Here is a 15,388-nt window from a genome sequence, read left to right as displayed (position 1 = left end):
TGCAAGCAAATGGAAGACAGGGATTGGGTGCTTTTACAGGCTTTATATAAACATAAAAATATCACTAGAGCTGCACAAGAGTTATTTATTTCTCAACCTTCGCTCACTAAGAGATTGCAGGATATAGAAAAAGAATTCGGAGCAACAATTGTGCAAAGGGGAAGAAGGGGTGTTCAGTTTACGCCTGAAGGGGAGTTTTTAGCAAAGAGTGCAGATGAAATATTGCGTAATTTACGAATGATAAAGGAACATGTTCAGAACATGGGTACCAATGTGATTGCAGGGACATTGCGATTGGGGGTTTCCGATTATTTTACAAAGTATCAACTTCCCAGGATCTTAAAATTATTTAAGAATCAGTATCAAAATGTTGAATTTCAAGTTAAAACAGGCTGGAGTAAAGACGTTTTAAATTTGGTGCACAATCAAGATGTGCATATTGGGTTCCTTCGTGGTGACTATCAATGGACAGGTAAGAAGCATCTTCTGTTTGAAGAAACACTTTGTATCGCGTACAAAGATGAATTTGAGCTAAAGGATCTACCTCGTTTACCAAGAATCGATTATCGAACAGAATCTTTATTCAAGGGAATGATTGATAATTGGTGGACTGCAAACTTTGAACAACCCCCATTCGTTGGGATGATGGTGGACAAGGTTGATACTTGTAAAGAAATGATCATAAACGGTTTAGGTTATGCCATCGTACCCCGCTTTATACTAAATGATGTGCAAGACTTATATTTAATCGATATTAAAGATAAGAAGGGAAATCCCCTACTTCGAAAAACATGGATGTATTATCATGAGGATGCATTAGAAATGAAAATGGTTAAACTATTTGTCGATTTGGTAGAAAGTTTGGATTTATCAACGACACAGTGATTACCTAACGGCGTTGTTTTTAGGCTTTAGTAGATGTCTAAAACCGTCGTTTTTTTTGTGTGCAAAGAGGAACTAATTTTAATGAAAAGTAAGGAATTCTACAAAACAGGTATTCCATTTTTTGATGGTTAACAATCAAAAATCGATATTTTTATTATATATAATTCAGATTTATAATAAGTTTAAACAGTTTTCGAAATAAATACACAATTAAAGGGAGATGAAGACTAAAAGCATGAAAACAGAAAAAGGTTTCTTTCAAGCACGTTCAACTTTTATGGTAAATGATAAAACGTATAACTTTTACCGCTTGTTAGCCCTTGAGGAATTGGTTTCGGTAAATGTCTCCAAGCTCCCTTATTCTATTAAAATCTTGTTAGAGTCCTTACTACGCCACTATGATGGGATGGCAATTAAAAAGGAACATATTGAAAATCTTGCAAAATGGGGCAGTGATGAATGGAAAGGAAATATCGATGTTCCGTTTAAGCCTGCTCGAATCGTCTTGCAGGATTTTACAGGTATTCCAGTAGTTGTTGATCTTGCGTCTTTACGCCATGCTATGGCGGAAATGGGTGGAAATCCCAAGCTGATTAATCCCGAGATAGCAGTAGATCTTGTGATTGATCATGCTGAACAGGTGGATAAGTTCGGTACGCCTAATGCATTGAAATATAACGTCGACCGGGGATTTGAGCTTAATTATGAACGTTATAAGTTTTTTAAATGGGCAACACACTCTATCGATAAGTTTCGGGCGGTCCCACCTTCTACTGCTATCATCCACCAAGCGAACTTAGAATATCTAGCCAAGGTAGTTCATGGAGTAGAAGATGAAAATGGAGAATATTTAGCCTTTCCTGATACTTGTTTTGGAACAGATTCTCATACCCCAATGATTAATGGTGTAGGAGTCGTTGGATGGGGCGTCGGCGGTATTGAGGCGGAAGCCGGAATGCTTGGTCAGCCGTCCTGTTTTCCGGCTCCGGAGGTAATTGGAATTCGTTTGAAAGGCAAATTACCTGCAGGTTCAACGGGGACGAATCTTGCCCTTTATATTACACATCTGCTTCGCAAAAAAAAGGTAGTTGGAAAATTTGTAGAGTTTTTTGGAGAAGGGGTATCTAACCTGTCTGTGGCTGATAGGGCAACAGTCTCCAATATGTCACCGGAAAATGGAGCAACCATAACCATCTTTCCTGTAGATAATGAGACTTTAAATTATTTGCGTCTATCTGGACGAACAGATGAACAAGTACAGCTTGTGGAGGCCTATTGCAAAGCAAATGGGCTGTTCTTTACAGCAGATGCGGAGGAACCCGTTTATACAGAAGTAATCGAACTGGACCTTTCAATTATAGAAACAAGTGTTGCTGGTCCGAAGCGGCCACAGGATATGATTCGCCTGTCTGAAGTGAAAGATACATTTAGAAAGGCATTAACCCAAGAATTAGGAAATCATGGCTATGGTCTAGCCGAGGATGAGATAGACAAAAAAAGTTTAGTTACCAACCGTGACGGTAAAACGTCCCAAGTGAAAACGGGGTCTGTTGTCCTTGCTGCAATTACCAGCTGTACAAACACTTCGAATCCACATGTCATGATAGGGGCAGGTCTACTGGCTAAAAAGGCTGTGGAAAAGGGATTATCCGTTCCGCCATTCGTAAAGACAAGTCTTTCTCCTGGTTCGAAAGTGGTTACCGATTACTTGATGAAGGCAGGTTTGCTCTCTTATTTGGAAATACTCGGTTTCTATCTTGTCGGTTACGGTTGTACAACCTGTGTAGGAAACTCGGGCCCTCTTCCTGAAGAAGTTTCCGAAGCTATCATAGAAAATGATTTAATCGTTGCCGGAGTTTTATCTGGAAACCGTAATTTTGAAGGACGTATTCATCCTTTAATTAAAGCGAACTTCTTGGCTTCTCCACCATTAGTAGTTGCATATGCGATTACAGGAACCGTGGACATTAATCTTCAAAAAGAGCCACTGGGAAAAGACAAAGATGGAAATGACGTTTACCTAAAGGACATATGGCCAAGTGATTCAGAAATCGAGAATGTGATCGCTAAAACCATTACACCAGATTTGTTCAACTATCAAAATGGGGAAATTTTCACTGGGAACGAAGCTTGGAATCGTTTGGAGACAAGTGAGGACCTGCTCTACAAGTGGGAAGAAGATTCTACTTTTCTCCAGAATCCACCATTTTTCCAGAACATGTCTAAAGACGCTGGGCAAATCAGTCCACTCATAGGGTTACAGGTGCTTGCTAAACTAGGCGATTCTATCACTACGGATCATATTTCACCTGCAGGTGGTACGATTCCAGTAAACAGTGTGGCGGGTCAATACTTGTTGGATAAAGGAGTAAAACCAGAAGATTTTAGCTCCTATGGTTCCCGCCGGGGCAGTCATGAAGTCATGATCCGTGGAGGATTCTCCAATATTCGGTTAAGAAATCAGGTTGCACCAGGAACAGAAGGTGGGGTGACCACCTATTTCCCAACTGGGGATGTTTTGTCGATCTATGATGCAGCTATGAAATATCAAAAGGATGGAACAGGATTATTGGTGATTGCAGGAGTTGATTACGGTATGGGAAGTTCCAGGGATTGGGCGGCTAAAGCAACCGCTCTTCTCGGAGTAAAAGCAGTTTTGGCACAAAGCTTTGAGCGCATTCATCGCAGTAATCTTGCACTTATGGGAGTGCTCCCTCTTCAATTTAAAGAAGGGGAAAATGCAGATACCCTTGGTTTGACAGGAAAAGAACGATATGAAATTCATATTGATGAGAATGTTCAGCCAAAGCAAATGATTAAAGTTACTGCAGTGAATGAAAACAGGGAAAATAAAGATTTTGAAGTGACAGTCCGTTTCGATAGCGAGGTGGAAATTGATTATTACCGTCATGGTGGTGTATTACAAATGGTTCTTCGCACTAAACTGGCATCGGATAAAGTTATGAATTAAGTAAGAGGGAACCAGGAGGCAATTAACCAAAATGAGTAAATGCGAAAAACAAATGAAAATTCCAGCAATATATATGCGAGGCGGAACAAGCAAGGGTGTCTTTTTCCTTGAAGAAGATTTGCCAACCGACCCAATCGAACGTGATAAGGTATTATTGCGTGTAATTGGGAGTCCAGACCCGTATGGCCAGCAGATTGATGGAATGGGTGCTGCAACATCAAGTACCAGCAAGGTAGTCGTAATCAGCAAGAGTGATCAACCTGGTTGTGACGTAAACTATCTATTCGGGCAAGTAGCAATAGGACAACCCTTGGTTGATTGGAGTGGAAACTGTGGCAATCTTACCTCAGCGGTTGGTTCCTATGCGATATATCGGGGACTCATTGATGTTCCGCAAAATGGAGTGGCTACGGTGAATATCTGGCAGAAGAATATCGGTAAGAAGATTATAGCTCATGTCCCAATGAAGGATGGAGAGGTAGTAGAGCTTGGCGATTTCGTACTGGACGGAGTGGCTTTCCCTGCAGCGGAAATTAAGCTGGAATTTATTGATCCAGGCGCCGATGACGGGGATACTGATGGAGGGGCTATGTTACCAACTGGTAATCCCATTGATATACTTCGTGTCCCAGATGTTGGAGAGCTGGAAGTTACCTTAATCAATGCTGGGAACCCCGCTATATTTGTCTCGGCATCGTCAATGGGTTTAACTGGAACGGAACTACAAGGAGATATAAATAGTAATAGTGAATTATTAAAACGATTTGAAGTAATTCGGGCTCATGGTGCTGTAGCTATGGGTGCTGCGGAGAGTGTGGAATACGCAATGACCAAGCGGCAGCACACACCGAAAATCGCTTTTTTTTCGGAAGCTGCGAATTATACTACGTCGGACGGTAAGAAAATAAGCAGCGAAGATATCAATATTTTGGTACGTATACTTTCCATGGGAAAACTACATCACGCCATGACAGGTACAGGTGCTGTAGCGATCGCCGCCGCAGCTGCGATACCAGGAACAATTGTCAGTAGAATTTTAGGAAATACGATGTCTGAGCTTCGCTTTGGCCATCCTTCTGGTAGCTTAAGGGTAGGCGCGGTGGCTGAAAATGAGGATAAAGGTTGGGTCGTGAAGAAAGTGGTCATGAGTCGAAGTGCTCGAAGATTAATGGAAGGTTCCGTTCTAATACCTAAGACAATTGAATAGCAAATAATAGGGCTGCAAATGGCAGCCCTTAGTTTTTACGTCAGCTTATTTGGAGGTTATTGAATCTAAGTATTGGATCGTTGCTTCTTTGTTACCAGAAATTGAAGATTCTCTTTGTTTATCTTTGAGCAGCTTTTCCTGAGATTTCTTTAGTATTTCATCTTCTCTTTCTTTCGGGATGACAACAACTCCATCTTCGTCTCCGACAATGATGTCACCAGGGTTGACTGAAACTCCCCCGCAAGAAATGGGAACATTTAGTTCACCAACACCTGCTTTACCACTTGCAGCAACTGTTGTCCCTTTACAAAATACAGGAAACCCCAGTGCTTTTATGCCTTTCAAATCACGTATTACACCATCTACGACAATTCCACCCAGTCCCAATGTTTTTGCCATGCCCACTACAAAGTCGCCTGCAATCGCTCTGTATTCATCTCCCTTCGCATCGATTACGAGAATATCTCCAGGTTTTGCAGTTCGAATCGCTTTAAGTACAACTAAATTATCACCTACCGGCATTTTTACAGTAAATGCTCTTCCGCTTAATACATATTCCTCCTGCAGCGGCTTAATACTAGGATGTAGATTATTCAATCCATCTAGAGCATCAGAAATACAAGTGGCAGGAATAGAACGAAACAGTTCAACGAGTTGATTCATGGATTCAAACTCCTTTTCAATAGGTTCTTTCACATAATAATATACGGGATAAATGGGCTTTGATAAAATTCAAAATTGCTATATTTAGCCATAACAAAACACTATTTCATATTTGGAAGTGGATACTACAAAAAACGGATGTGATTCATGCTCAACATCCGTCTAGTCTACTAATTGGTTTTTTACCGCATAAAGTGCCGCCTGGGTCCGGTCCGCCAGCTCGAGCTTGGCCAAAAGGTTTGAAACATGTGTCTTTACTGTCTTTTCAGTGATGAAGAGCGCGGCAGCGATTTCTTTATTGCTTTTTCCTTTAGCGATTTCTTTCAAAACATCCAATTCTCTTTTGGTTAATTCCTCTAGTTTTGCAGGTTTGCTGTTATTAGATAAATTAGCCAACAGGTGTGAAGTCGCTGTCGGATGAAGCTGGTTTTCTCCGCTGATTATTTTTTTGATTGAGGCGACAAGTTCATCAGGCTGGATGTCCTTAAGCTGGAATCCGGAAGCACCTGCTTCAAGGGCGGGGATGACATGGTCTTGGTCTGAAAAGCTGGTCAACATCATTATTTTGATTTCGGGCTGTTCTTTTTTTATGATTCTTGTTGCCTGGATTCCGTCCATTTCAGGCATCACCAAATCCATGAGAATCAAATCTGGCTTTAGTGATTTTGCCAGTTCTACGGCTTCCTTCCCATTTGCGGCTTCCCCGATAATATCAAGACCCTTTTGGGTGCGAAGAAAAAAGACCAGACCTCTTCTGACAATGTGGTGGTCGTCGGCAATTAGTACACGTATATTCACTATATTTCCCCCTAGAACGGAATGTACATCTGTATTTCTGTCCCGCTTCCCGGCTTGCTCGTTAATCGAAAACTCCCATTTAACGACTCTGTCCGTGATTTCATATTTTTTAATCCTAATGAGGGGATATCAAGATTTTCATCATAATGGAAGCCGCAGCCTGCATCCTTGATTGTCATCATAACCCCATCTTTGGAAGTATGAAAAATTAATACTGCTTCTGTGGTTTGGGAATGCTTTTTGCAATTGGCTAATGCCTCTTGCCCGATTCGCCACAAAATTTCCTCGACCTTCCCCGGAATAATGAACGCTCCATTCACCATTGTTTCAATCGATAGGCCAAGCATATCCGCATAACTTCTTAGGGCACTTACAAGTCCATTTTCAAGTCCACGCGGTCGAAGCTGCCAGATTAACGCTCTCATTTCTCCAAGAGCTTCCTGGGCCAAATCCTGCATATAGCTGAAGGTTTGTTTTACCTCATTATTTTGGGTCATTTCGACACCAGCCCTTGCGGTAAGGCTGAGCGAAAACAAAAGCTGATTCACGGAATCGTGAAGATCCCTCGCCAGCCGATTTCGTTCGGCAATAAGTGCTGTCTCTTGTTCCCGTTGAGTCAGTTTGATTCGTTTCAATGAAGTTCCGATTTGATAGGCAACTGCTTCAAGCAATGCAAGTTCGTTTTTCTGAAAATGCATTTTGTTTGGCGAACCTACATTTAAAATACCAAACCGTTCCTGTCCGGCTCCAAGCGGGACGGTCGCATGATGAGTTAGGCCGCAAGTTTCTCCAGCCTTCTCTTCAATCGCCTCTTCAATCCGTTTACACTCCATAATATTCGTTGCTTTATTGAGTTGACGATTGTTGTATTTATTGACGCACCAACACTTGCCTTGGCACATCCTTTGTTTTTCGTCATTTGCCAAAGCGGGGGGCAGGGCTTCATCGGCTGCAAGCTGATGCGCACCATTTTCATCAATTAAAAAAATCCAACCAGTTTGAAGTCCTGTCACTTGAAGAAGTCTCTTTAAAACGCCAGACAACACGGCATTTGTATCGGTTCCCTCATTTAAAAGCTCTGCGATTTCTTTTAATATGCCGATTTCCTCGTATCCTGTCTCAACAGACACTCTATTCACCCCTCTAGCTTGATGCCTTCACTGTTATTATAACAGCAACTAAACAGCCCTTACCTGTAAAAACTCTAGGATTTCCTGATTAGGTCCTTCATAAAAAACAGTCTCCCAGCCATTCTCCAGTTTGTATGGACCTTCTATTTTTAGACTGGCATCAAACCTGCTGATTACTTTGGCAAGATCGCTTACTTCAAAACAAATATGAGCTGTTTTATCAGACAATTGGTGCCCAGAGATTAACTCAAGTCTGAAGTCCCCTAAGATCAGAAACACAATCTCTTCCCCCATGAAAAACATTCGGCTTTCTTCCAGAAACCCCAGATACTTTTGATAAAAAGCAATAGATTTCTCTAAATTATTCACTTCTAAGGCATAATGATGAAAACGCATGTAAAAGCCTCCGTTCAAATAATTAGATTCATATCGCCAAATTCATGCCATAAATATCCGGCTTCGATGGCTTCATCATAGGCCTTGAGTAAGTGACGTTCGGATATAAAGGCGGAAAGCATATCGAGGTGGCTGGCCTTCGGTTCATGAAGGCCGGTAATGATTCCGTCTGTTATTTTTAACGGATAATGTTGATTGATATAAAGATTCGTTATCCCTGATAGCACCTCGTTCCTAGCTGCAGTCTCAAGAGCCCTGACGACAGTCGTCCCAACCGCGATTACCTTTTTACCGGATGCTTTTGTCTGGATAATCTTTTCCATTGTACGCTCAGAGATTTGATATTCTTCATCATTATCTTCAGGTGTTTGAACCAAACTATCATCGAGCAAATAACTCAACCCTGTATGAAGTTGAATAAACTCAAGTTGTATGCCTTTGCGCTTCAATTTAAAGAGCAGCTCCCAGCTAAATGCCCTGCCGGCAGACGGCATCTCAACGGAACCGGGATGGCTGGCAAATACTGTTTGGTAGTAATCCAGTTCCCAAGGTTGTTCAATATATTCATAACGGACCGGCTCACCGAGGGCGTAAATGATGTTGTATAAATCCGTCCCTTTTTTAGTAAACCTAATCTGTTTAAGTGGAGAATTCTCTTTTTCACCGATCACCATTGCTGATAATTCAGGCGAAAATTGCAAAATATCGCCCGTTTTTACAGGGTTTGCTACAATAAGCGCTTCCCACATATCTTCGCCGCGGCGCCTTGCCAGCCGGATTTCAACCTTTGGTGCGATTGGAACGGTGTTTCTTAACCATTTGGCCTGCAAAACTGCAGGAATGGTACGACTATTATTTAAAATCACCAGATCACCGGGCTTGAGATAATCTGCCAAGTGAAAGAAATGGTCATGCTTGATTTCTCCTGTTGTCCGGTCCAGCACCATCATTCGGACATGATCTCTTCGTAAGCCTCTTTTTTCCGGAGGATGGGAAGCATTAAGTTCATCAGGAAGGTAAAAATCCAACGCTTTAATCGCTGTCATTCCTTACACCTCCTCTGACTGGGCCGCAAACCGCTGGCCATTAATTTTTGCAGCTCTATCTGATGCTAGGTATAAAAATATCTCAACAACATCCTCAGGCTTAGCCAATGGATAATCGCAGTCGGGAACAGCTAATTGGTGCATGTCTGTGTCCATTTCCCCTGGATCGACCATGTTGACGCGGACATTGGTCTCACTTAATTCATCTGCCCACGTTTGCGTGAGGCCCTCAACGGCAAATTTTGAAATCCCGTATGCTCCCCAGCCTGCAAAGCCGGTATGACCGGCTTCGGATGTTACATTGATAATCGAACCTAAATTCCGCTCAAGCATCCCTGGAATTACTCTTCTTGTTACAAGAAATGGCGAAACTGCATTCACTCGGAGCACCTCGGCAAAATCCTCTTCAGGGTAGTCGAGAAGCAATGGCATTGGACTTGGTCCCAACATAGAGGCATTATTGATCAGGACATCAATATGGTCGTATTCCTCCTCAGCCATCGCAATGAATCGCTCTACATCCCTTGAATTTGCGATATCAGCAGTAACCGCCAATACCTCAGCACCGAAATCCTCGGCTTCTTTCTTCACTCTTTGTAGGCTTTCCTTAGTTCTTGCACATATCGCCAACTTCGCTCCTTCTTTTGCAAATGCCAATGTTAATGCCCTGCCCAAACCTTTAGAGGCACCAGTAATCATTACGACTTTATTTTTCATAATTATCATCCCTTCATTACTTGATGACTTAAGCATACTGGTTTCTTCCAAATCCTCCCTCAGAAAAAAGCTTGAACTTTATCTACAACTTTTGGATGAGAAAAGAGACAAGATCCGGGTCCAAAGGACAAATCGGTTGATTGGGATCATACTCACGGGAATAAAAATTGGAAAAAGCCTTTTTGCATTTCTTATGAACGAGGGATAAAGACTAGTTCTAAGAGGTGAAAATGAAGTGACTGTGATTACATCCTTTAAAGAAAAAAGACGAGAAAAACAAATAAAATACGAGCGCTCCGTACTGAAGGAGTTATCAATCAATACATTGAAAGAAAGGGTACGACAATACTTTGGGTCGACAAAAATCGCCTCAAGCTTTGTGATGAATACAGGAATAGAGGAAGCTTGTTATGATGTGGCACTGGAAGCCTTCTTATTAGGAGCAAAATTCAGCAAGTTTGGCTATTATGGAGAGGATATAGAAGCAGTGCGCTTACGCTGCTTTCGTGAAGAAAAACACCTTATTGATACGCTGTACAACTTTTTACTCTATTGGGGAAGTGGAGAGGAAGGCACCATGAGTGAATCCCTCTATTACCTTTGTGAGCAATATATTCACGTCTGGTGGCGGGAAGGTTACGAAAAAGGCCAAAGACGCCACAAGCTTCGACTTCACTAATACACTGTTCTAAAACCGCTCCTTGTCCCATATATTTTATTGAATCAGGGACGAGCGGGAGGGAATGATTAGGGTTGTTAAAGCGCAGATTGAAAATTATCAGCTTTATTGCAGGATTACTTGTGTTATTTCTCATATTACAGCATGATTTTTCCGAAAATAATTCATGGAATTCATGGAATCTGCCACTATCGGGAAAGATCATCTTGCTTGATGCAGGGCACGGCGGACCGGATGGCGGAGCTGGAACCGGCAAAACGCTTGAAAAGGATATTGCCTTAAAAATTACCCTTAAAGTCAGGGATTATCTTCAGGAGCAGGGCGCTCTTGTGATTATGACGCGGGAAACGGATAAAGATCTGGCTGACCCTGATGTAAAGGGCTACAGTAGAAGAAAAGTTGAGGATTTGAAACAGCGATTAAAAATGATCAATAGCTCCGATAATGACTTTTTTGTCAGCATCCATCTAAATGCGATTCCGTCCGCTAGATGGAGCGGTGCCCAAACCTTCTATGCACCCCAGCATAAGGGAAATGCCAGGGCTGCTAAATTTATTCAGGAAGAGCTGCGTAAGAACTTGGAGAATACAACTCGAAAAGCGAAGCCAATCAATAATGTTTATATCTTAAAGCATGCTAAAAAACCAGGAATATTGGTAGAGGTTGGCTTTCTTTCTAATCCAACGGAAAAGGAATTGTTAAAAACAGAGCCCTATCAGAGTAAGGTAGCCGCATCGATCAATAATGGTATTATGCGGTATTTTACAAATGAAAAGGAATTGAAAGAAACAGATTAAGGAAGGCGGTCACCGTCTTCCGTTTTTTGTTTAATTTTGAAGGTAAAACAGTGTGATTCATTTAACTGCTTCTATGCTTGATTATGATATACTTAAGTATGGAAACGAATTCAAAAGGTGAGGTGTTTTTTTATGTTAACAGAAGTGAGCGTCCGTGAGGTTATTGGCAGCCTCAAAGAACCATTTTTACATAAGACATTAGCTGAATTAAATGCAATTGAGGAAGTTAAGATTAAAGAAGAAAAGAACCATGTCAGCGTTAAGATAGGAATTGCAAGAACGGGGACGAGCGAACAGTTACAGCTGCAAACCCAGATCGTTAACGTATTAAAAGAAGCAGGAGCGGCAACGGTGGGGATTCGTTTCAGTGAGCTGCCTGAAGAGGTATTAGCTGCACACCGTCATGCTGAACCAGAAACGAAAGAAAAAAACCTGCTTAATTCTGAGAATACAACGTTTATTGCAATCGCGAGCGGAAAAGGCGGGGTTGGAAAATCAACGGTATCTGTTAACCTTGCTGTTGCGCTTGCACGCCTTGGTAAAAAAGTTGGACTCATTGATGCCGATATTTATGGTTTCAGCGTTCCTGATATGATGGGGATTACGCAACGGCCGGTTGTTCGCGGCGAAAAGATTATTCCTGTGGAACGTTTTGGCGTCCAAGTTATTTCAATGGGCTTCTTTGTTGAGGATAATGCTCCGATTATTTGGCGCGGCCCGATGCTTGGTAAAATGTTAAACAGCTTCTTCAATGAAGTTGAGTGGGGAGAAATCGATTATTTACTATTAGACTTACCGCCGGGTACTGGGGATGTGGCCTTGGATGTTCACACCATGCTGCCTGCATGTAAGGAAATTATCGTCACTACCCCGCATCCAACAGCAGCCTTTGTGGCGGCACGTGCCGGTGCAATGGCGCTTCGTACCGAGCATGAGGTGCTTGGTGTCATTGAAAATATGGCTTACTTTGAAAGCAAGTTAACCGGTGAAAAAGAATATGTATTTGGTCAAGGCGGCGGTGATAAATTGGCGGAAGAATTGAATACAGAGGTGCTTGGACGCCTGCCGTTGAACCAGCCGGATTGGAACGATGAAGACTTTGCACCTTCTGTGTATCAGGAAGATCACCAGATTGGAAAAATTTATTTGGAAATTGCCGAAAAGACGGTAAGTCTGTTGAATAAGTAAAAAATAAAACCTCTTCCGGACAGCGGAAGAGGTTTTATTTTTTAGAAATGCTCTTTTCTTATTTAAGAGCCGCCGCCGTCTTGCCCACCGCTGGCTTTACTGTCGCTTTGGTCTCCTTTACTGCCTTCCTTGCTTTTCATGTCCTCGGCTGCTTTTAGCAGGATCTCTTGCATTTTAGCCTTAAATAGTGGACTATCGACTGTCTCCGTAATGACTTTCTGAAGATGTTCGCGATAGTCTTTGCTTTTTAGAGCATCAGCCAGCTCTTTCTGAATTTCAGGTTCTTTAAAAACCTCAATCATCATTCCTCTGTATTCGGGATCATTCATTAATTCCTTTAATAATTTTTCATTTTCGGATCTCATGTTTTTTGCTACGCCTTGAGCAAATTTTGGATCATTAAAGGTTTTTTTCCAAAACTCAGTCGCTTTATCTGATGTTAGTGTTTGTTGTATGGTGTCGGAGACCACCTTTTGGTCCATAACCAGCTTTTCTTTCATCTTATCGTCAGACATGACATCCTGAATTGCTTTCTTTCCATCGTCTGTTTTTAGGATATCGACAACCATTTTCTTGGTCTGATCGTAATCTATTTGCCCTACACTGCTTGTATCACCCGACGAACAGCTCGTCAAGAACACCATGATGGGCAGGAGGAGCACTATATTTTTTCCTTTCATTTTCAAGCTCCTTTCACATAAGAATCCTTAATTTTATAATGAAGAAAATCGGCAAAGATTATTCGTTGGTAACGCAAATTATGGATTTTTCAAATTCGGATTGGTACAATCAGAGGGAAATTATTTTAAAAACATGGGGGTTTATTGTGTGACAAGCCGTAATTTGGTAAAACTGTTTTGGAACACATTATTAGTTGGCGGGGTCACGACGGCTATTGTGGGATTGTTTGTGCGCTGGCATGAATTGCAGCCATATTTTGTTCATTTTAAAATTGGAGATATTATTTCCGCCCTCATCTGGTTAATTGTCATGGGGTTTCTTTTCAGTGTCATCAGTCAAATGGGTTTTTTCGCCTATTTAACCATTCATCGGTTTGGTTTAGGAATCTTTAAATCTGCTGCCCTTTGGAATGGAATTCAGATGGTCCTCATCTTATTTGGATTATTTGATTTAGTTTATTTACGTTATGTAAACTTTGCCAAGCCGGGAGATTCTATTCTTCCTTATTTAGTCCCAGCTCTGTTTCTTTTAATTGTTGGATTAGTTGTCGCCTGGATGAAAAGCAAGGAAACCAATCGCGAAGCATTTATTCCTGCGCTTTTCTTTATGGTCGTCGCAACGTTAGTGGAATGGGTTCCTGTTCTAAATGAAAATGCTGTAAACTGGTTTTATACAATGGTGTTTGCTCTAATAGCCTGTAATGCCTACCAAGTATTAATCCTTCATAAACTAAATAAGAAATCAGAACAGGAAAGACAACAACGTCAAAGCCAATCAGATAACAGAGCAAAAAATAATAAGAAAATGAACAAAAAACCGTCCATTTAAATCAGTGGTCGGTTTTTTGATATTCCTCTTATTTAATTTCCTGTGAATGAATTTCTCCGTTGGCGATCATTTCGGAAACCGATACGAGCTTTAGACCCTTTTGACGGATATCCTCCAATATCAGCGGTAGTGCTTTCGCTGTTTGTTTGGCTGAATCTGAGGCATGGAGGAGAATAATATCGCCCTTATCAGCCTTTTTTACATTTTCCACAATCTTTGCAACCCCGGGATTTTGCCAATCCTTTGAATCAATTCGCCAATGGACCATCGTATACCCATATTTTTCTGCGATTTTTAAGGTGCGCTTATCGAAATGTCCAGTCGGTGCACGCAAAAGTTTTATATCCTTCACATTTAACTTTTTAAAGGCTACCTGAGCTTTTGAAATGTCCTGGCCAATTTTAACATCCTCGATATCCATGTAGTCTACGTATTCGTATCCAAGAATGCCAATTTCAAACCCATCTTTTACAATTCGTGTGACGATGTCAGGGTGCTGTTCAGCCCAAGACCCGGCCAAGAAGAATGTGGCCGATTTAACATTCTCTTTTTTTAGTATGTCTAAAATTGGTTCTGCCTTCTCATCGCCCCAACCGATATTAAAGGTAAGCGCAAGGTCCTTTTCTCCGCGATAAACCGCTTTCGGCCCATCCTTGGTTGAAAAGACCGGTATTTGTGCATGGTTTTCCATGTAAAGAAACCCAGCGGTAAAAAAAGCAGCTATCAAAATAAGTGCAACGTTTTTCAAAGATTTTCCGTTTACAATTAAAAAGAATTTCATCTGGCTCCCACCTCGTCCAATACCATCCTTGTCTAATAACTATGCCTGTATGATTAGAATTATGATTTAAGATTTTTATAATAAAAATTTCAATTCTTGGAAAAGACTACTATAACTAAATTCTTTCGCTGGAGGTTATTCAATGTTTGGACTTCTAATAAACGAAAAAGAAATAAAAGAAATGGAATACCTTATTAAAAGAGAAATGGATGAAATATTATTTGATTTACGGGATGAGCGCATTGATCATATCGTAAAAAGAACAATGGAAGAAAGATATAAAATCTTATTTACATTATTTAGACGGGTTGCTTCTCCACATGAATGTTTAAAATATATGAGGAGAGGGAAGAAGGATAGGAAAAAGGGTTAAGGTTGAATAGAAGAATTTCTACAACAGAATATTTTTTTAGAAAATGCGTTGACATCTATTTATTATCTTGTTATATTAATAAACGTCGCTGATGACATATTAAATAACTTCGAAAAAAGTTATTGACATTACGGTCAACGGATGCTATATTAATAAAGTCGCTTTTGAGCGATGATAACATTTGTTCTTTGAAAACTAAACAAACAAAAACGTCAACAAACAATATTTTTTAGTTTTTTTATAAAACT

At 41.0% G+C, this 15,388-nt stretch carries 16 protein-coding genes; 8 read left to right on the top strand and 8 right to left on the bottom strand.

The window, feature by feature from the left end; translation table 11 throughout:
- The first annotated feature begins 9 nt into the window (after positions 1-9).
- The 3 genes from AA980_RS05420 to prpF all read left to right on the top strand — a co-directional run bounded on the left by AA980_RS05420 (position 10) and on the right by prpF (position 5,063).
- Positions 10-885: a LysR family transcriptional regulator gene (locus AA980_RS05420; protein ID WP_024027870.1), complete on the top strand. Its 876-nt coding sequence runs from the start codon at positions 10-12 to the stop codon at positions 883-885.
- Between the two features lie 235 nt (positions 886-1,120).
- Positions 1,121-3,856: an aconitate hydratase AcnA gene (gene acnA / locus AA980_RS05415; RefSeq protein WP_024027869.1), complete on the top strand. Its 2,736-nt coding sequence runs from the start codon at positions 1,121-1,123 to the stop codon at positions 3,854-3,856.
- 31 nt (positions 3,857-3,887) lie between these two features.
- The gene (gene prpF, locus AA980_RS05410; protein WP_024027868.1) at positions 3,888-5,063 is read left to right on the top strand and encodes a 2-methylaconitate cis-trans isomerase PrpF; all 1,176 of its coding nucleotides are present in this window, start codon (positions 3,888-3,890) and stop codon (positions 5,061-5,063) included.
- Between the two features lie 45 nt (positions 5,064-5,108).
- Here the strand turns inward: prpF and AA980_RS05405 are convergent, their stop codons facing one another.
- The 6 genes from AA980_RS05405 to AA980_RS05380 form a co-directional block, all read right to left on the bottom strand.
- Positions 5,109-5,726 (bottom strand): RraA family protein, encoded by a 618-nt coding sequence (locus AA980_RS05405; protein ID WP_024027867.1) that lies wholly within the window; start codon positions 5,724-5,726, stop codon positions 5,109-5,111.
- A gap of 162 nt (positions 5,727-5,888) precedes the next feature.
- Positions 5,889-6,524 (bottom strand): response regulator, encoded by a 636-nt coding sequence (locus AA980_RS05400; protein ID WP_024027866.1) that lies wholly within the window; start codon positions 6,522-6,524, stop codon positions 5,889-5,891.
- Between the two features lie 11 nt (positions 6,525-6,535).
- The gene (locus AA980_RS05395) at positions 6,536-7,654 is read right to left on the bottom strand and encodes a GAF domain-containing sensor histidine kinase (RefSeq protein ID WP_024027865.1); all 1,119 of its coding nucleotides are present in this window, start codon (positions 7,652-7,654) and stop codon (positions 6,536-6,538) included.
- Between the two features lie 48 nt (positions 7,655-7,702).
- Entirely contained in the window at positions 7,703-8,050 is a 348-nt protein-coding gene (locus tag AA980_RS05390; RefSeq protein ID WP_024027864.1) for a VOC family protein, read from the bottom strand.
- 14 nt (positions 8,051-8,064) lie between these two features.
- Positions 8,065-9,096: an S-adenosylmethionine:tRNA ribosyltransferase-isomerase gene (locus AA980_RS05385; RefSeq protein ID WP_024027863.1), complete on the bottom strand. Its 1,032-nt coding sequence runs from the start codon at positions 9,094-9,096 to the stop codon at positions 8,065-8,067.
- A gap of 3 nt (positions 9,097-9,099) precedes the next feature.
- A complete protein-coding gene (locus tag AA980_RS05380) occupies positions 9,100-9,813 on the bottom strand; it encodes an SDR family NAD(P)-dependent oxidoreductase (RefSeq protein WP_082195645.1) in 714 nt (237 codons plus the stop codon).
- Between the two features lie 235 nt (positions 9,814-10,048).
- Here AA980_RS05380 and AA980_RS05375 point away from each other — a divergent pair, with 235 nt between their 5' ends.
- The 3 genes from AA980_RS05375 (at position 10,049) to AA980_RS05365 (ending at position 12,477) form a co-directional block, all read left to right on the top strand.
- The gene (locus AA980_RS05375) at positions 10,049-10,492 is read left to right on the top strand and encodes a YbaK family protein (protein WP_024027861.1); all 444 of its coding nucleotides are present in this window, start codon (positions 10,049-10,051) and stop codon (positions 10,490-10,492) included.
- Between the two features lie 74 nt (positions 10,493-10,566).
- Entirely contained in the window at positions 10,567-11,289 is a 723-nt protein-coding gene (gene cwlD, locus AA980_RS05370) for an N-acetylmuramoyl-L-alanine amidase CwlD (RefSeq protein WP_024027860.1), read from the top strand.
- A 132-nt stretch (positions 11,290-11,421) separates the two neighbouring features.
- Positions 11,422-12,477, top strand: a complete 1,056-nt coding sequence (locus AA980_RS05365) for an Mrp/NBP35 family ATP-binding protein (protein ID WP_024027859.1) — start codon at positions 11,422-11,424, stop codon at positions 12,475-12,477.
- 62 nt (positions 12,478-12,539) lie between these two features.
- On the opposite strand, the gene gerD is transcribed toward AA980_RS05365, so the two are convergent.
- Positions 12,540-13,157 carry a spore germination lipoprotein GerD gene (gene gerD / locus AA980_RS05360; protein WP_024027858.1) on the bottom strand — a complete coding sequence of 206 codons (618 nt, stop codon included), beginning with the start codon at positions 13,155-13,157 and terminating at the stop codon, positions 12,540-12,542.
- A gap of 148 nt (positions 13,158-13,305) precedes the next feature.
- Here gerD and AA980_RS05355 point away from each other — a divergent pair, with 148 nt between their 5' ends.
- Positions 13,306-13,986, top strand: coding sequence for a KinB-signaling pathway activation protein (locus AA980_RS05355; RefSeq protein WP_024027857.1), 681 nt, complete (start codon positions 13,306-13,308; stop codon positions 13,984-13,986).
- Positions 13,987-14,014: 28 nt separating this feature from the next.
- Here the strand turns inward: AA980_RS05355 and pdaB are convergent, their stop codons facing one another.
- Positions 14,015-14,767 carry a polysaccharide deacetylase family sporulation protein PdaB gene (pdaB, locus tag AA980_RS05350; RefSeq protein WP_024027856.1) on the bottom strand — a complete coding sequence of 251 codons (753 nt, stop codon included), beginning with the start codon at positions 14,765-14,767 and terminating at the stop codon, positions 14,015-14,017.
- A gap of 142 nt (positions 14,768-14,909) precedes the next feature.
- On the opposite strand from pdaB, the gene AA980_RS05345 reads away from it, so the two are divergent.
- Positions 14,910-15,140, top strand: a complete 231-nt coding sequence (locus AA980_RS05345) for a hypothetical protein (protein ID WP_024027855.1) — start codon at positions 14,910-14,912, stop codon at positions 15,138-15,140.
- Positions 15,141-15,388: the final 248 nt, after the last annotated feature.

This window comes from Neobacillus vireti, assembly GCF_001026695.1.
GTDB classification, from domain to species: Bacteria; Bacillota; Bacilli; order Bacillales; family Cytobacillaceae; genus Neobacillus; species Neobacillus vireti.
The sequence above is the reverse complement of the archived record's forward strand: the minus strand, read 5'-3'. Positions and strand labels throughout refer to the sequence as shown.